General features: G+C 30.9%; 16 protein-coding genes, 6 tRNA genes and 1 riboswitch. Of the genes, 20 read left to right on the top strand and 2 right to left on the bottom strand.

The window, feature by feature from the left end; all coding sequences use genetic code 11:
• Positions 1-21: 21 nt before the first annotated feature.
• From I2E98_RS02345 to mreB, 12 genes are all read left to right on the top strand, one after another.
• Entirely contained in the window at positions 22-501 is a 480-nt protein-coding gene (locus tag I2E98_RS02345) for a F0F1 ATP synthase subunit B (protein ID WP_195467357.1), read from the top strand.
• 2 nt (positions 502-503) lie between these two features.
• The gene (locus tag I2E98_RS02340; protein WP_195467356.1) at positions 504-1,043 is read left to right on the top strand and encodes a F0F1 ATP synthase subunit delta; all 540 of its coding nucleotides are present in this window, start codon (positions 504-506) and stop codon (positions 1,041-1,043) included.
• Between the two features lie 10 nt (positions 1,044-1,053).
• Positions 1,054-2,568, top strand: a complete 1,515-nt coding sequence (atpA, locus tag I2E98_RS02335; protein ID WP_195467355.1) for a F0F1 ATP synthase subunit alpha — start codon at positions 1,054-1,056, stop codon at positions 2,566-2,568.
• A 37-nt stretch (positions 2,569-2,605) separates the two neighbouring features.
• Positions 2,606-3,451 carry an ATP synthase F1 subunit gamma gene (atpG, locus tag I2E98_RS02330; protein WP_195467354.1) on the top strand — a complete coding sequence of 282 codons (846 nt, stop codon included), beginning with the start codon at positions 2,606-2,608 and terminating at the stop codon, positions 3,449-3,451.
• 15 nt (positions 3,452-3,466) lie between these two features.
• On the top strand, positions 3,467-4,861 hold the full coding sequence (gene atpD / locus I2E98_RS02325) for a F0F1 ATP synthase subunit beta (RefSeq protein WP_195467353.1): 1,395 nt from the start codon (positions 3,467-3,469) through the stop codon (positions 4,859-4,861).
• Between the two features lie 12 nt (positions 4,862-4,873).
• Positions 4,874-5,275: an ATP synthase delta/epsilon chain alpha-helix domain-containing protein gene (locus I2E98_RS02320; protein ID WP_195467352.1), complete on the top strand. Its 402-nt coding sequence runs from the start codon at positions 4,874-4,876 to the stop codon at positions 5,273-5,275.
• Between the two features lie 471 nt (positions 5,276-5,746).
• Complete coding sequence (locus tag I2E98_RS02315) at positions 5,747-6,388, top strand: hypothetical protein (RefSeq protein ID WP_195467351.1); 642 nt, start codon at positions 5,747-5,749, stop codon at positions 6,386-6,388.
• A 20-nt stretch (positions 6,389-6,408) separates the two neighbouring features.
• A complete protein-coding gene (gene murA / locus I2E98_RS02310; RefSeq protein ID WP_195467350.1) occupies positions 6,409-7,671 on the top strand; it encodes a UDP-N-acetylglucosamine 1-carboxyvinyltransferase in 1,263 nt (420 codons plus the stop codon).
• 141 nt (positions 7,672-7,812) lie between these two features.
• Positions 7,813-8,868 carry a stage II sporulation protein D gene (gene spoIID, locus I2E98_RS02305; protein ID WP_195467349.1) on the top strand — a complete coding sequence of 352 codons (1,056 nt, stop codon included), beginning with the start codon at positions 7,813-7,815 and terminating at the stop codon, positions 8,866-8,868.
• 150 nt (positions 8,869-9,018) lie between these two features.
• Positions 9,019-9,849 (top strand): M23 family metallopeptidase, encoded by an 831-nt coding sequence (locus I2E98_RS02300; RefSeq protein ID WP_195467348.1) that lies wholly within the window; start codon positions 9,019-9,021, stop codon positions 9,847-9,849.
• A 128-nt stretch (positions 9,850-9,977) separates the two neighbouring features.
• A complete protein-coding gene (gene spoIIID, locus I2E98_RS02295; protein WP_195467347.1) occupies positions 9,978-10,232 on the top strand; it encodes a sporulation transcriptional regulator SpoIIID in 255 nt (84 codons plus the stop codon).
• A 102-nt stretch (positions 10,233-10,334) separates the two neighbouring features.
• The gene (gene mreB / locus I2E98_RS02290) at positions 10,335-11,369 is read left to right on the top strand and encodes a rod shape-determining protein MreB (protein ID WP_195467346.1); all 1,035 of its coding nucleotides are present in this window, start codon (positions 10,335-10,337) and stop codon (positions 11,367-11,369) included.
• Positions 11,370-11,423: 54 nt separating this feature from the next.
• Here the strand turns inward: mreB and yyaC are convergent, their stop codons facing one another.
• Complete coding sequence (gene yyaC, locus I2E98_RS02285) at positions 11,424-11,957, bottom strand: spore protease YyaC (RefSeq protein WP_243250904.1); 534 nt, start codon at positions 11,955-11,957, stop codon at positions 11,424-11,426.
• A 403-nt stretch (positions 11,958-12,360) separates the two neighbouring features.
• On the opposite strand from yyaC, the gene I2E98_RS02280 reads away from it, so the two are divergent.
• The 7 genes from I2E98_RS02280 to metK all read left to right on the top strand — a co-directional run bounded on the left by I2E98_RS02280 (position 12,361) and on the right by metK (position 14,497).
• A tRNA-Tyr gene (locus tag I2E98_RS02280) sits at positions 12,361-12,445 on the top strand.
• Between the two features lie 37 nt (positions 12,446-12,482).
• A tRNA-Thr gene (locus I2E98_RS02275) sits at positions 12,483-12,557 on the top strand.
• Positions 12,558-12,560: 3 nt separating this feature from the next.
• Positions 12,561-12,645 (top strand) — tRNA-Tyr (locus I2E98_RS02270).
• A gap of 25 nt (positions 12,646-12,670) precedes the next feature.
• Positions 12,671-12,746: transfer RNA gene (locus tag I2E98_RS02265), tRNA-Val, on the top strand.
• A gap of 5 nt (positions 12,747-12,751) precedes the next feature.
• Positions 12,752-12,826, top strand: a tRNA-Thr gene (locus tag I2E98_RS02260).
• A 5-nt stretch (positions 12,827-12,831) separates the two neighbouring features.
• Positions 12,832-12,916, top strand: a tRNA-Tyr gene (locus I2E98_RS02255).
• Between the two features lie 132 nt (positions 12,917-13,048).
• Positions 13,049-13,229: riboswitch (SAM riboswitch) on the top strand.
• 92 nt (positions 13,230-13,321) lie between these two features.
• The gene (gene metK, locus I2E98_RS02250) at positions 13,322-14,497 is read left to right on the top strand and encodes a methionine adenosyltransferase (protein WP_195467344.1); all 1,176 of its coding nucleotides are present in this window, start codon (positions 13,322-13,324) and stop codon (positions 14,495-14,497) included.
• 39 nt (positions 14,498-14,536) lie between these two features.
• Here metK and nagA read toward each other — a convergent pair whose 3' ends face one another.
• Positions 14,537-15,676 (bottom strand): N-acetylglucosamine-6-phosphate deacetylase, encoded by a 1,140-nt coding sequence (gene nagA / locus I2E98_RS02245; protein ID WP_195467343.1) that lies wholly within the window; start codon positions 15,674-15,676, stop codon positions 14,537-14,539.
• Between the two features lie 140 nt (positions 15,677-15,816).
• Here nagA and I2E98_RS02240 point away from each other — a divergent pair, with 140 nt between their 5' ends.
• Complete coding sequence (locus I2E98_RS02240) at positions 15,817-18,048, top strand: ATP-dependent RecD-like DNA helicase (protein ID WP_195467342.1); 2,232 nt, start codon at positions 15,817-15,819, stop codon at positions 18,046-18,048.
• Positions 18,049-18,063 lie beyond the last annotated feature (15 nt).

Below are 18,063 nucleotides of genomic sequence, written 5' to 3'. Positions count from 1 at the left end.
CAGAAGGGGGTAGAATAAGTAATGGAATTTAATCTAGGTGTTATGTTGGCCACAGTAGTAAATTTTTTAATTCTATTCTTTGGATTAAAATATTTCTTCTTTGAAAAAGTTAAATTAATAGTTGAAGCTAGAGAAAATGAAATATCTCAAAAGTTAGATAGTGCAGATGAAGAGCTTGAAAAAGCAAGAACTCTAGCAATCAATAATGAAAGAGAACTACAAAGAGTTAGAGAAGAAGGTAAAGCTATTACAGAAAGACATAAGAAAAAGGCTGAAAAAATATATGATGAAATTGTTGAAGAAGCAAAGTCAGAGGCAAATTTAATTATAGAAAGAGCAAAAGTAGAAATAGAGAGAGAAAAAGAAAAAGCAGAATATGCATTAAAGAAAGAAGCTATAGATTTAGCTTTAGATCTTTCTAGAAAAGTAATAGAAAAAAATATTGATGAAGAAAAAAATAGACAATTAATTGATGAGTTTATTTCTGAGGTAGGTAATTAAATATGTATGAGTACTTAGACCGAAGATATGCACTGGCACTATATGAGGTGGCAGAACAGAAAGGAAAAGTTGATGAGTATCTAGGAGATTTAAGAGAAATTTGTGAACTAATTGAAAATAACAAAGATTTCTTTGAAGTAATAAAACATCCACAAATAGGTACAAAGCAAAAGAAAAAGACTTTTATTAATATATTTAAAGGTAAAATAGATGAAGAACTTTTATCATTTTTATTAATATTGATAGAGAAGGATAGAATTTTATTTTTAAAAGAAAAATTAAAAGAAATGGAAAAAATTCATTTAGAAAAATTAAATGTATTACAGGGAATTGTAAAAACTACTGTACCATTAGAAGAAAATGAATATAACTCCTTAGTAGATAAGCTTGAAAAAAAATATAATAAAGAAGTTATATTGAAAAAAGAAATTGATCCAGAAATTCTAGGCGGAATTTATGTAAGAATAGGAAATGACGTTATAGATGGGACTGTAAAAACAAGGTTAGATGACTTAGAAAAGCTAATGCTTGCTACGGAATAGAGGTGATTGCATGAATATAAAACCAGAAGAAATAACATCTATTATAAAAAAAGAGATACAAAGATATGAAAATCAAATCCAAACTTCAGATTCGGGAACAATAATTCAAATTGGTGATGGTATTGCTAGAGTATATGGATTAGATGATTGTATGCAGGGTGAACTTTTAGAGTTCCCAAATGGCGTATTTGGAATGGCTTTAAATTTAGAGCAAGATAATGTTGGATGTGTTTTGTTGGGCTCTGAGGAAGGAATAAAAGAAGGAGATATAGTTAAAAGAACTAATAGAATAGTTGAAGTTCCTGTAGGTGAAGGTCTTCTAGGAAGAGTTGTAAACTCTTTAGGAGAAGAAATTGATGGTAAGGGGCCTATAAATTATTCAGGTACTAGACCTATAGAGGTACCAGCGCCAAGTATAATTGATAGATCTTCAGTTAATGAACCATTACAAACAGGTATTAAAGCAATAGATTCAATGGTTCCAATAGGAAAAGGGCAAAGAGAACTTATTATCGGTGATAGACAGACAGGTAAAACCGCTATTGCAATAGACACTATATTAAATCAAAAAGGTAAAGATGTTATATGTGTATATGTAGCCATTGGTCAAAAGCAATCAACAGTTGCACATATAGTTAACACATTAGAAGAAATGGGGGCTTTAGATTATTCAATAGTTGTTGCAGGAACAGCATCAGAAAGTGCTCCACTTCAATATTTAGCACCATATGCAGGATGTAGTATGGGTGAATACTTCATGCATAAAGGGAAAGATGTTCTTATAATATATGATGATTTATCTAAGCATGCGGTAGCATATAGAACAATGTCATTATTGCTTAGAAGACCACCAGGAAGAGAAGCGTATCCAGGGGATGTGTTCTATATACATTCAAGACTTTTAGAAAGAGCTGCAAAGCTATCTAAAGAAAATGGAGGAGGTTCATTAACAGCACTTCCTATTATAGAAACATTAGCTGGTGACGTAACAGCATACATTCCAACTAACGTAATATCAATTACAGATGGTCAAATATTCTTAGAAACTGAATTATTCAATGCAGGTCAAAGACCAGCGGTAAATGCAGGTATTTCAGTATCAAGAGTTGGTGGTAATGCTCAAATTAAGGCTATGAAACAAGTTTCTGGTACATTAAGATTAGAACTTGCGCAATATACAGAACTTGCGGCATTCTCTCAATTTGGTTCTGATTTAGACTCTGATTCTAAGAGAAGATTAGAAAAAGGTAAGAGAATAACAGAAATATTAAAGCAAGATCAATATAAGCCTATGGATGTTGAAAAGCAAATAGTTATATTATATGCAACTGTAAATGACTTTTTATCAGATATAAAGGTTAAGGATATTAGAAAATTTGAGGAAGAGTTCTTAGAATATATGGATACTCATCAAAGGGATGTATTAAAGCAAATAATTGTTGAAAAACAATTAACTAAGGAATTAAAAGAAAGCATTGAAAAATGTATAATTGAATTTAAAAAAGAATTTTTAAAAGATGCATAGCTTTATATAGCTATGCAATTCTTTAGGAGGTAAAACAGTGGGTGCAGCGGGACTTATAGAGATAAAAAGAAGAATAAAGTCAGTTGAAAGTACTAGAAAAATAACTAAGGCTATGGGGCTTGTTGCTACTTCTAAACTCAGGAAAGCAAGAAAAGAGCTTGTAGTTAATGAGCAATATAATAATTTGTGTAAAGAAGTTATTAAGGAAGTTGTCTCTAGTATGCCAGAAGATTTTGATTCAATTTATTATAAGAACTTTAATGGAGATAAACTATATATTGTATTGACTTCAGACACTGGGCTATGTGCAGGATATAACAATAATGTGGTTGTGTATTTAAATAATTTAATAGAAAAGAGTGGTGGAGCAAAAGTTATTCTTGTAGGTAGTAAAGGAATTTCATATGTTTCTAGATACGGAATAAATACATATTCAGAATATGTAGGTTTACCAGATATGCCTGCTACTAAAGATGTTAATAAGATATATAACGATGCTATATATTTATATGAAAAGGGAGAGGTTTCTGAAGTAAATATAGTATATACAGAGTTTATTTCTCCGGTTAAACAAGAGGTAAAGAGCGTTAAAATATTACCGATAGAGAAAGAGTCTGGTCAGTCAGGACAGTATATAATTGAGCCAAATGAAGAAGCTGTATTTAAGAATGCAATAGATATGTATTTAAAAAGTCAACTAAAAACATGCATGCTTAGTGCAAAGGCAAGTGAACATAGTGCGAGAATGACAGCAATGGATGGGGCTACTGAAAATGCAGATGACATACTACAAAATCTTCATATTAAGTTCAATAGAATTAGACAAGGAATTATAACACAGGAAATTTCAGAAATTGTTGGGGGAGCCGAAGCTCAAAAGTAGCAAGGAGGAAGAAGTATGGCTGAAAGTAAAATTGGAAAAGTAGTTCAAGTAATTGGACCAGTAGTTGATATAAAATTTGATGAAGCCTCTCTACCAAACATATACAATGAGATTAAAATTGATATGGGTGATAGAGAGCTAGTTGTAGAAGTTGAGCAACACGTTGGAGATGATATTGTTAGAGCAATAGCAATGGAATCTACAGACGGATTAAAGAGAGGTATGAAGGCTTTAGACACAGGAAAGCCTATATCAGTACCAGTAGGAAAGAATGTATTAGGTAGATTATTTAATGTATTAGGAGCTCCTATAGATAATAAAGGAGCTATAGAAGCTGAAGAATCATATCCTATACATAGACCTGCACCAAGTTTTAAAGAACAATCTTTAGAACCTGAAATGTTCGAAACAGGAATTAAAGTTATTGATTTAATTGCACCATATCAAAAGGGTGGTAAGATAGGTCTATTTGGAGGAGCTGGAGTAGGAAAAACAGTTTTAATTCAAGAATTAATCAATAATATTGCAAAAGAGCATGGTGGACTTTCTGTATTTACAGGAGTAGGAGAAAGATCAAGAGAAGGTAATGACCTTTATCATGAAATGATGGATTCAGGAGTTATTAATAAAACTGCATTAGTATTTGGACAGATGAACGAATCTCCAGGTGCTAGAATGAGAGTTTCATTAACTGGATTAACTATGGCTGAATACTTTAGAGATCAAGGTCAAGATGTGCTATTATTTATAGATAATATATTTAGATTTACACAAGCTGGTTCAGAAGTATCAGCATTATTAGGAAGAATACCATCAGCAGTTGGTTACCAACCAACACTTGCAACTGAAATGGGTGCTCTTCAAGAAAGAATTACTTCAACAAAGAATGGATCTATAACGTCAGTTCAAGCTGTTTATGTTCCAGCCGATGACTTAACAGACCCAGCTCCAGCAACTACATTTACGCATTTAGATGCTACCACTGTATTATCTAGATCTATTTCAGCATTAGGTATATATCCAGCAGTTGATCCACTAGAATCTTCCTCTAGAATTCTTGATCCAAGAATAGTTGGAAAAGAGCATTATGAAGTGGCAACAGAAGTAAAGAATATACTTGAAAGATATACAGAGTTACAAGATATTATTGCAATTTTAGGTGTTGATGAATTATCAGATGAAGATAAAGCTGTAGTAGCTAGAGCAAGAAGAATTCAAAGATTCCTATCTCAACCATTTACAGTTGCTGAACAATTTACAGGAATGCAAGGAAGATATGTTCCAGTAAAAGAAACAGTAAGAGGATTTAAAGAAATATTACAAGGAAAATACGATCACTTACCTGAATCAGCATTCTTATTTGCAGGTACAATTGAAGAAGTTGTAGAAAAAGCAAATAGCATGAAATAGGAGATATAATTTATGGGAAAATTAATAAAGCTTAATATTGTAGCTCCTGGGCGTGAAGTACTAACTGAGGAAGTAGTTAGTTTAGCAACAACTGAAGGTGATGGTAAAATAGAAATTTTAGCAAATTATGCACCAACTATAATAGCAACTATACCAACTACAACTACGTATACTACTATAGATGGAAATAAGAAAAAATTATTTACATCATCAGGAATTGTTTATATTAAAGAGAATATAATTAATTTTTGTTGTGATTCTTTTAATTTCCCAGAAGAGATTGATATAGATCGCGCTGAGCAGTCTCTTAAGAGAGCTCAAGAGAGATTAAATAATAAAGAAAATAATAATATTGATATTGAAAGAGCTAAGAGAGCAGAAGCAAGAGCTAAAGCTAGATTAGAGCTGAAATAAAGAAGTCACAAATAAGTGGCTTCTTTATTTTTTTATTATATAGATGTATAAAATTTAAAATACACTGTTATATATGGACGAATATAGTAGATATTTATAAAAATTTATGATGAAAGCGAACTATTCTAGGGTATTTATAATATATATATATTATAAGGAAACACACTACTCATTAGCAATCGTAGGTGTAAGTTCAGTTAGCTAAATCAAAGATTTAGAGCTTCACTTATAAGGAAACACACTACTCATTAGCAATCGTAGGTGTAAGTTCAGTTAGCTAAATCAAAGATTTAGAGCTTCACTTATAAGGAAACACACTACTCATTAGCAATCGTAGGTGTAAGTTCAGTTAGCTAAATCAAAGATTTAGAGCTTCACTTATAAGGAAGAGCAATACTAAATTTATAGTTTTGTTGTATAAAAAAATATAGTTTGGACAATAATTTTAGAGGAAGGGCAGGGGATTACAATATGAAAAAGATATTTTTTGTATTTCTTTTAATCTTTTCTCTATTAATTATTAATGGAAAAGAATATGAGTGTGGAGCAAAGGGTGATTCATTTAATGAAGTTGAAAGATATATATTAAATGAATATGAGTTTATAAGTAATGGAATAAAACTAGAATATACGATAAAAACAGATATTAATAATGAATTAAAAAGAATTGATAAAATTTTCGCATCAAAAAATACTTTGATAGTAACAAAAGGTGAAAATTGGATATCTGCAGAGAGTGAAAATATTAAATATAGTGTTAATATGTATAATTACAATGAATTAACAAAAGTTGAAGTAATAGTTATTAATAATGATAAGACTATATCTGAAAGTTATTTAAAGTTATTGGTGCAAGAAATTAGAAGTAATAATTTTATAGATGAGAGGTATTTTTCATTTATAAAGGGGAAGCTAAAAGTAGAAGATAAAAATATATTTGAAGATATAGAAAATAAATTAAAAATAAAAGTTAGTAAAAATTTAAATATAAGCAATGGTAGTATAGCAAAAGCAACAATGATGGATGGGACAAATATAAACATTGGACAAATTACTTACGATACAGGTTCATATTTAATTATAGGAACGCCGATAATTTTCGTAACATACTAAAAATAAATATGGAGGATAATATGGAAAAAATTATAGTTAGAGGTGGAAGGAAACTTCAAGGAGAAGTTGATATAAGTGTTGCAAAAAATGCAGTATTACCTATAATAGTTGCAACTATTTTAAATCCAACAGAAATAATTTTAAGAAAAGTACCTATGTTAGAAGATGTAACAGTTTTGATAAATTTATTAAGAGAATTGAATTGTGAAGTAAAATTTTCACCGATAACAGGCGATTTAAAAATAAATACTTTAAATTTAAAAGAAATAGAGCCCAATAATGAATTAATACGTAAGATGAGAGCATCATTTCTAGTGATGGGGCCTATGTTAGCTAGGTTTGGAAGATGTAAAATATCAATGCCAGGAGGATGTAATATAGGGAGTAGGCCTGTAGATCTTCATTTAAAAGGATTTAAGGTATTAGGAATAGATTCTGAAATAGGATATGGATATGTTGAAGCTAAAATAAAAGACTTGCATGGAAATAGAATATATTTAGATTTTCCATCTGTAGGAGCTACTGAGAATATTATGATGACTTCTGTGTTTGCTCCAGGAGTTACAATTATAGAAAATGCAGCTGAGGAACCAGAAATATGGGATTTAGCAAGATTTTTAAATAGCATGGGAGCTAAAATAGAAGGTGCTGGATATGGAAGAATAACTATACATGGTGTATCAGAGTTAAAACAACCAGAACCATTTACACCTATTTTTGATAGAATTGAAGCTGGAACATTTATGGTTGCAGCTGGAATAACAAACAGTAAAATAACTATTAATGGAGTTAATGAAGAGCATTTAATGCCAACTATTGAAAAGTTAAAGGAATGTGGTGTCTATTGTAAGATGGATGGAGAGAAAATGATAGTAGACGGAACTGGAGAAAAAAGACCTGTAGATATAAAAACAATGCCGTATCCAGGATTTCCAACTGATATGCAAGCTCAAATGATGGCATTATTATCAATTACTAAGGGAGCTAGCGTAATAACTGAAACCGTATTTGAAAATAGGTTTATGCATGTTGGAGAGCTTGGTAGAATGGGAGCAAACATTAAAATTGATGGAAGAATTGCTATTGTTGAGGGTGTAGATAATCTTACTGGATGTCAAGTAAAGGCCACTGATTTAAGAGCTGGAGCAGCCATGATTTTAGCTGGATTAGTTGCAAATGGAGAAACGGAAATAGGAGAGATATATCATATAGATAGGGGATATACCAATATAGAAGATAAATTTAGAAAACTTGGAGCAGAAATATATAGAACGTATAAATAATACTTAGGAGCCATTTTGAGGCTCCTAAATTTTTTGTATAGAAATAAATAAGGTCATATTAGGAGAATCATTTTAAATAAAAGGTATTGTTTTACAGATTAAAACATATATATATGATGTAACCTATTGATAGGAGGTATTATGAAAAAAATAAGTTATGGTGGTATAAACAGAATAAAACCACTATTATATACAACTATATTAATAATTTTATTCATGATAATTATTCCGATGATTTCTATAGAAAGTAAAATTAATCCGCAACAAAATCAATATATAGAAGATGAAGGAATATCTGCAGATACATCAGTGGAAGTAAGTAATGATATATATATTAATGGGGATGAAAAAGTAAAAGTTTATAGAACCTTACAGGATAAAATAGAGGAAGTAGATTTGGAAGATTATATATGTGGAGTAGTTGCTAATGAAATGCAAGTAAGTTTTGAAGATGAAGCATTAAAGGCACAAGCTATAGCAAGTAGAACTTATTTAGCAAGTAAAAAAATGAACAGTTGTCCTATTGCTGATGGAAGTGATATATGTGATTCTACACATTGTCAGGTATATTCATCTAAAGAAGAATTAATTAGCAAATGGGGAGAAGAAAATGGTGAGAAGTATTGGAACAAAATAAAATCAGCAGTAGATGCTACTAAGGGAATGGTTTTAACATATAAAGGAGAATTAGTATTATATCCGCTATTTTTTTCTACAAGCTCTGGGGCGACTGAGTCAGCTGTTGATGCATCATTGGGGGATATACCATATCTTGTATCTGTTGAAAGCTCAGGTGAAGAGGTATCCCCTAAATATACTAGTAAAAAAGAAATTGCTTTAAGTGATTTAGTTTTGGCCATAAATTCTAAGTATCCTACCTCAGGAGTAAATACATCTAATTTAAGTTCAGAGCTACAAGTAATTGAGAGAAGTGAGGCTGGTGGGGTAATTACATTAGCTGTTGGAAATAATGAAATAAATGGAAGTGATTTTAGGGTTATAGCAGGACTAAATTCAACTAATTTTACATATTCAATAAATGAAAATACAATTGTATTTGAATGCAAAGGATATGGACATGGAGTAGGAATGAGTCAATGGGGTGCTAATATTATGGCTAAAGAAGGTAAGTCATATGATGAAATTTTGAAGCATTATTATACTGGAATTAATATAGGATATTTGAAATTTAACTAATATATTAATATAACAATTTAAACACAAAAAGAGATTTGTTCGAACGAATCTCTTTTTGTGTTTTTTTGTATAAATTTGACGTATAAAATTTGAATTTTAAGTGAATTAATTTACTTTTACGGGCAAGAATACAAGACAGGAGGTGTTGAAATGGACCAAAATAAAAAAAATAAAGTAAAGGACTTTTTTAGAAAGGAGGGCTTTTACTTAGTATTATTTGTTTGCCTATGTATAGTTGCAACTGTAGCAGCATTTACAATTAGAAAAAACTCTGTTGCTAAGGAACAAAATCAGGTAAATAACGAATTATCTTTAAATGAGGTGGAGGATAATAACTCTTCAGAAACAGATTCTAACTTTAATAAGCAAAATGCTGAAAGAGTAGAAAATAATGATGAATTAGCTAATAGTAATGAGGAAAGTTTATCTGAGCCGGAAGTTGCAAGCGTAGATGATGAAGTAGCAACTAATGATCAAGAGGAAGTTGCTGAAAATCAAACTACAGAAGTTACAGAAGAAGTGGCAGATGTTTCTGCAGGAACAGATACAGAAGTAGTTTTATCATTGCCTATAGATGGTAATGTAGCTATTTCAAGAGAATTTGGAACAATGATTAGAACTTATGTAGATGAAACTAGAAGTGAAGATACATCTAGAAGAGGTATTGATATTAATGCTTCAGTAGGAACTGTAGTTAAAGCTGCTGCTGAAGGAAAGGTTGAAGAAGTAGCAAGTAACACTACTGATGGTACTTATGTAGTTATTGCACATGCAAATGGATTAAAGACAAAGTACACTAACTTAAGCGAAGAGGTTAAAGTTGCAGTTGGAGATGTTGTTAGTACTGGTGATGAAATAGGTACAGTTGGTAACACTTCAGGTATATTTACATCAAAAGTTTGCGGTGATGTACTAAATGTTCAAGTACAAGATGCAAATGGAAATGATGTTGATCCTAGTGCATACTTTGATTTTAAGTAATTATTTTAAGTATCAACCATTTTTATGGTTGGTACTTAAAAAATATTTAGTCTTTATTTTTATGTAAACTTTATGAATTTTTTTTTGAGATTGAGCAAATAATAAATAGAGGTTAAGGAGGTAGAATCTTGAAAGATTATATTGAAGAGAGAGTTTTAGAAGTTGCAAAATATATAATTGACTCAAAGGCTACAATAAGGAAAACAGCAAAGGTATTTGGTGTGAGTAAAAGCACTATTCATAAGGATATGACTGAAAGATTACCTAAAATTAATCCAGCGATAGCAGAACAAACGCATTTAATATTAGAATTAAATAAATCAGAAAGACATATAAGAGGCGGAGAAGCTACAAAAATGAAATACAAGGAAAATGAAGTATAAAAAGATTGAATGATAAATTCATTACATATATAATTGTGGTAGGGATAAATTTGTAGAAAGAACAATTATTTTGAAATTATTATATATTTAGGAGTGAATTAAATGTGGTTTTGGAGAAGTGGTAGCGATTTAGGAATAGATTTAGGAACAGCTACTGTACTTGTATATGTTAAGGGTAAAGGTATTTTATTAAAAGAGCCATCAGTTGTAGCAATTAATAAAAATAATAATAAAGTTCTAGCAGTTGGTGAAGAGGCTAGAAAAATGATTGGTAGAACGCCAGGAAATATAGTTGCAGTCCGCCCGTTAAGAGATGGTGTTATTTCAGATTATGATGTGACAGAAAAAATGCTTAAGGCTTTTATAAAAAAAGCATGTGGAAAAGGAAGAGTTATAGCACCAAAAGTAATGGTTTGTATACCTTCTCAAGCAACTGAGGTGGAAAAAAGAGCTGTTGTAGATGCAACAATGAATTCAGGAGCTAAAAAAGTACATCTTATAGAAGAACCATTAGCAGCAGCAATTGGTGCCGGCTTAGATATAACTAAACCAGATGGGCATATGATAGTTGATATTGGAGGAGGGACAACTGATATAGCTATAATTTCATTAGGTGGAGTAGTTATAAGAGAGTCAATTAAGGTCGCTGGTGATAAATTTGATGAGGCAATTACACGATATGTTAGAAATAAATATAAGATTCTAATTGGAGAAAAAACATCTGAGGATTTAAAAGTAACAATTGGATCAGTATTTAAGGGATCTAGAAATTTAACAACTACAATGAAAGGAAGAAATTTAATCACAGGTTTACCTGATGAAATAGTTATTTCTACTGAAGAGTTAAGAGGAGCATTAATTGAGCCTGTATCATTAATAGTTGAAACTGTAAAATCAGTATTGGAAAAAACTCCACCAGAGTTATCTGCTGATATAATAGAAAAAGGAATATTAATGACTGGTGGTGGTGCGTTAATCGACGGGTTAGACAGGCTTATTGAAGAAAATACAGGGATAAAAGTTAGAATAGCGGAAAATTCAGTTGAAGCTGTTGCAATAGGAACTGGTGAAGTTTTAAATTATGTTAGCAAATTGGACAATGATTTTTCAAGTAGAGAGATACAATTAATAAATTAGTTATTATGATATTTTTTACTAAATAATAAAGCTAGAAGTAATTAACTTCTAGCTTTATTTATTGATTATAGTATTTAGATAATATGCGTGAATTAATCCGTGAGAAATAACCTTTGCCATTTCAAATACTAAATGAAGTCTTATACTTCTAGATGTAAAGAATTCAGCAGTATCGCTAGAATCAATTATTCCTATTATTGAAGTAGCACCAACATCAGGAAGTGATTTTCCTACACCTTTTCCAGGATGAATTGGATAATCGCGAGTATGAATTTCACCTATTGATGTTGTATCTCCTAAACATGCATCGATACCTATTATAGAGGCATTGGGATGTAATTTATTTATTTCAATTAACTTTTTATCAAGATTTAGTGCATGAATAGGATCTCTTAATGTTCCATATACAGGTAAGGGAAAATTATGTTCTTCAAGAAATGTTCCAACTAACGGTCCCAAACAATCGCCCACACACTTATCAGTGCCAATACAAACTATTATAGTGTTAGAGTTAATGTATTTTCTCATGAATTCAGCAATTTCGTAATATGCTAAATTAGATTTATAGTTAAATTTTCGTTTTATCAAATAATTCACCCCTATCATGATAATAGATGAAAGAATATCATATATAAAAATATATGATTGTAATTTTGATAATATAATTTTTTTAGAAAAAACTATATAAAAATAAACCTTTAAAATTAAAGTATTTTCGTAATTATAATATATTTTCGTAGAGCTAGATATGTTACTAAAGCATATAAAAAATGTTAGTTTTATTTAAATTAATATGTTAATTATTTATTTAAATAAATAATGAAATTTGTATTAAAAAGAAGAAAAAATAAGAAAAATAAAGATAATTAATAATAATCGCTGTAAAAAGCCTAAAATGAGTGTTGATTTATATAGGCATTAATTATATACTAGTCATTGTCAGTTCGGAAGTAACATAACGAACGGCGGTAAAGTTATTAATACAAGATATGGGGGAGTTCCCGAGTGGCCAAAGGGGGCAGACTGTAAATCTGTTGCGATTCGCTTCGATGGTTCGAATCCGTCCTCCCCCACCATTAATAACTTGACTTAAATAAAATTAAATTAAAATACGCTTCATTGGCTCAATGGCAGAGCAGCTGACTTGTAATCAGCAGGTTGTTGGTTCGACTCCGACATGAAGCTCCAAATGGGGGAGTTCCCGAGTGGCCAAAGGGGGCAGACTGTAAATCTGTTGCGATTCGCTTCGATGGTTCGAATCCGTCCTCCCCCACCATTTAAAAATTTAATTTTATTATTATGGAAGCATAGCTCAGCTGGGAGAGCATCTGCCTTACAAGCAGAGGGTCACAGGTTCGATCCCTGTTGTTTCCACCAAATACGCTTCATTGGCTCAATGGCAGAGCAGCTGACTTGTAATCAGCAGGTTGTTGGTTCGACTCCGACATGAAGCTCCAAATAAGGGGGAGTTCCCGAGTGGCCAAAGGGGGCAGACTGTAAATCTGTTGCGATTCGCTTCGATGGTTCGAATCCGTCCTCCCCCACCACAGCATGGTTAATACCATGCTTTTTTTATTTTCATAAAAATTAAATTTCATTTTAAAAATAAGGTATATAATTGCTATTGACATAGTATGTATATATTGTTAAAATATTTTAGAAATAAAATTTGATATTAGTTCTTATCCAGAGAGGTGGAGGGAGAAAGGCCCTATGAAACCCGGCAACCTGTTGCTAGCGACAAGTGATAAGTGACAAGTGACAAGTTAAGTTAAATGATTTGTTACCTGTGACTTATCACCTGTAACTTGTAAACGTGGTGCAAATTCCTGCAGAACATTTAATTTTGCAAGATAAGAAAGACCTTAGATAATTTCAGTCTCTTCTATCTTGAAGAGGCTTTTTTTATTGCTTAGAATTAATATCAAAAAATGAAAGGAGCTAAGCAAAAAATGAAAAGATTATTTACTTCAGAATCAGTAACAGAGGGGCATCCAGATAAAATATGTGATCAAATATCAGATGCTGTTTTAGACAATATATTAGAAAAGGACCCTATGGCAAGAGTCGCTTGTGAAACAGCAGTAACAACTGGAATGGTATTAGTAATGGGGGAAATATCAACATCTTGTTATGTAGATATTCCTAAGATTGTTAGAAAGACAATAAGAGAAATAGGTTATGATAGGGCAAAATATGGGTTTGATTGTGACACATGTTCAGTTTTAACATCTATTGATGAACAATCAAGTGATATAGCTATGGGTGTCGATGAGGCATTAGAATCTAGAGCAGGTGAAAAAGATAATGTTGAAGCTGTTGGGGCAGGGGACCAAGGTATGATGTTCGGCTTTGCAACTAATGAAACACCAGAATATATGCCTTCACCAATTGCTATGGCTCATAGATTATCGAGAAGATTAACAGAAGTGAGAAAGAATAAAACTTTACCTTACTTAAGACCAGATGGAAAAACTCAAGTAACGGTAGAATATGATGATAATAGAGTTGTTAGAATTGATGCAATAGTAATTTCAACTCAACATGATGACCATGTAAGCCAAGAACAAATAAGAGAAGATTTAATGGAACATGTTATAAAGGCCGTTATTCCAGCAGAATTATTAGATGAATCAACTAAGTACTATATAAATCCAACAGGAAGATTTGTTGTTGGAGGTCCACAAGGTGATAGTGGATTAACAGGTAGAAAAATTATAGTTGATACTTATGGAGGATATGGAAGACACGGTGGTGGAGCATTCTCAGGAAAAGATCCAACAAAGGTTGATAGATCAGCAGCATATGCAGCAAGATGGGTTGCCAAAAATCTAGTTGCAGCAGGAGTTGCAGATAAATTAGAAATACAATTAGCTTATGCTATAGGGGTTGCAAAGCCAGTTTCTATTGAGGTTGATACTTTTGGAACAGGTAAAATTTCAGATGAAGAAATAACAAGTATTGTTGAAAAAGTATTTGATTTAAGACCTGGAGCAATAATAAGAGATCTTGAATTAAGAAGACCTTTATACAGACAAACAGCTGCTTATGGTCATTTCGGAAGAAATGATTTAAACCTTCCATGGGAAGAGTTAAATAAAGTAGAAGAAATTAAAAAATATTTATAATAAAAGGCGAGATACTACCGTATCTCGCTTCACTTCTTTTTATAGGTTATTATAAACTATTTTTCCACCGATTATAGTAATTTTAATATCTATATTTTCATCAAAAATAGTTAAATCAGCATCAAAATTTTCTTTTATTTGTCCTTTTCTATCATCGACTCTACAGTATTTAGCACCATTATAAGAAGCCATTTTAACTATTTCATATAATGGATAATCTGTATTATCATATATATTTTTAATAGCTTTATTTAATGTTAATATTGAACCTGCTAATGTACCGTTTTCTAATCTTGCAGCACCATTTTTAACTATTACAGGTTGCCCACCTAAGGCATATGTACCGTCAGGCATTCCACAAGCACACATTGCATCTGTTACAAGTAAAGTTTTATCAGTTCCCTTTTGTTTGTATGCAACTCTTAAAGATGGATATGATATATGAATACCATCAGAGATAGTTTCAGTAGTTATATCTGAATCGAAAGTTGCTCCAACTACACCAGGTTCTCTATGAGTAAATCCTGTCATAGCATTAAATAGGTGAGTAGAGTGACAGAAACCATACTTTATACTATCAATAGCTTCTTCATAAGTTGCTTTAGTATGCCCTATAGAGCAACGAATTCCTTTAGATGATAAAATTGAAGCAAGTTCTTTAGCACCATCAACTTCAGGAGCCATAGTAATAGAAACTACTGAATCAATAGCATCACCAGTGATTGCTTTAAAGTTTTCGTATGAAGGTGCTATTAAGTAATTTTGATTTTGTGCACCTATAGCGCTAGGGCTAATAAAAGGACCTTCTAAATGAGCACCTAAAACAATAGAGCCATCAGTTCCTTCAAGTTTTGCTTTTTTTATAGATATCATAGATTTTAATATATCATCAGAAGACATAGTCATTGTTGTAGGAGTAAAGGAGGTTGTACCATATTTGCAAATAGTTTTTGAAATTTCATTAATTGCTTCAAATGTACCATCCATTGTATCATGACCTCCAGCACCATGTATGTGGACATCAATAAAACCAGGAGAAACAAATAAACCTTTACAATCGATAGAAGTTGTATCATTAATTTCAGATGGATTAACTTCTTTTATTATATCGTTTTCAATCAATAGTGAACCTTTTTCTATTTTATCTAAAAAGACTATATTACAATTTTTTAATAACATTTAAATTCCCTCGCATTTAATGTTTAACTATTTAAGAATAGGTTAATAGTAATTAATAAGTAAAATTAAACAATGAAAATTTTACTTATGATATAATTATATAATATTAGTAAGTAAAATAAAATGTTTGGAGCGATAATATGGAAATATTAGAGGGCTTAGTAGAGGCAATAATATTTAAAAGCGATGATAGTGGATATATAGTGGCAAAAATAACAGCAAATAAGGAAGTAGTAACTATTGTTGGAATAATGCCATTAATAAAAGAAGGTCAACAAATAGAAATAAAGGGTAACTGGATAAATCATAAACAATTTGGAAGGCAATTTAGTGTAGAAGAGTATAAAGAAGTTCTTCCAACTTCAGCAAAAGAAATTGAAAAATATTTAAGTACTGGAATAATTCATGGTATAGGGCCAGTTACTGCTAAGAAGATAGTTAAGGCATTTGGCGTAGAAACACTAGATATATTAGATAATAATATTGAAAGATTAAAAGAAGTAGAAGGAATAGGTGAAAAGAAATTTAACATAATATATGAATCGTATCTTGAAAGTAAAGAGTTAAAGGATATTATAATGTTTTTCCAAAAACATGGAGTTACAATAAATCAATGCTTAAAAATTTATAAAAAGTTTGGACCAGATTCTATAGATATAGTTTCAAAAAATCCATATATACTAAATGATGAAATATCAGGGATTGGTTTTTTAACTTCTGATAAAATCGCAAAAAGTTTAGGGATTGAACCACAATCAGATTTTAGAGTTCAAAGTGGAATAAGATATGTTTTAAATAATTTTTCAGGACTTGGAAATACATATATGCCTAAAGATAAGTTAATTGAGCAATGTCAAAAAGTTTTGATGGTTGATAAAGAGTTAATAGAGGTTAATATATATAATAGTGTTTTAGAAGGAAAAATAAAGGTAGAAAAAATTAATGATATTGAAGCAGTATATTCATTGCCATATTATTTTTGTGAATTAGGTGTTACAAATAAGATTATTACTTTAAGTATAGAGAATTTTCAAACTATAAACTCAGATATTTCTTTTGAGATATCTACTTTTGAAAGTAAAAATAATATTAAATTTGCTGATTCTCAAAAAGATGCTATAATAGGAGCTTTTGAAAATGGAATTGAAATAATAACTGGAGGCCCAGGTACTGGAAAAACTACGATAATTAAGTGTATAATAGAGATATATGAAAATAATGGAATGAAGGTTCTCCTGGCTGCCCCAACAGGAAGAGCTGCTAAAAGAATGACAGAATCAACAGGACGAGAGGCGAAAACAATACATAGACTATTAGAGATGGGAGTAAGTGATGATGAAAACTCGTTCTTTGGAAAAGGAGAAGGGGAGCCATTAGAAGGTGATGTAATAATAATTGATGAAGCATCTATGATTGATATAATGCTTATGAATAGTTTATTAAAAGCTATTAAATTAGGAACTAGGGTTATCATAGTTGGAGATGTAGATCAATTACCTTCTGTAGGGCCAGGAAATGTATTAAGAGACTTAATAAATAGCGATTTTATTAAGGTAGTAAGATTAAATGAGATTTTTAGGCAAGGAAAAGAGAGCATGATAATTTTAAATGCTCATAGAATAAATAATGGAGAATTACCGTACTTAAATAAAAAAGGTGGAGATTTCTTCTTTGATAATAGGGAAGATAATGAGAGTATTTTAAGTACTATACTAGATTTGGTAAATAGAAGATTACCGATGTTTAATTCAAAGTGGAATAAGGTTAAAGATATTCAAATATTATCACCTACTAGAAAAGGTATTTTAGGAGTAGAAAATTTAAATAATGAACTTCAAGCTATTTTAAATCCACCTGATAAATATAAAAAAGAAAAGAAAATTAAGGATTTTATTTTTAGAGTTGGTGATAAAGTAATGCAAACTAAAAATAATTATTCTTTAAAGTGGAATAGAATAGGTGGATATGGCGATACTGAAGGTGTAGGCGTATTTAACGGAGATATGGGATTTATAGAATCCATTGATGAAGAAAATAGAACAGTTACTGTTGTTTTTGATGATGAAAGAAGAATAGTATATGATAATGTATATGTAGAAGAGTTAGAGTTAGCATATGCCATAACAATACATAAAAGTCAGGGAAGTGAATTTAAAGTAGTAATCACACCAGCTTTTATGGGATCAGCCTTTTTAATGAATAGAAATATATTATATACAGGAATAACTAGAGCAAAAGAACTTGTAGTAGTTGTTGGAAATCAAAAAGCACTAAAATATATGGTTGATAATACAAATAGTATGGAGAGATATTCCTCATTGAAGGAGAGAATTTTAGATATTGTATCTGATGATAAAATAAGTGAAGAATAGATAAATGGAGTCAAT

Source organism: Clostridium sp. D43t1_170807_H7 (assembly GCF_015555905.1).
In the GTDB taxonomy this organism is placed as follows: Bacteria; Bacillota; Clostridia; order Clostridiales; family Clostridiaceae; genus Clostridium.
Note: the sequence above shows the minus strand (reverse complement) of the source record. Positions and strands in the feature narration are given on the sequence as shown.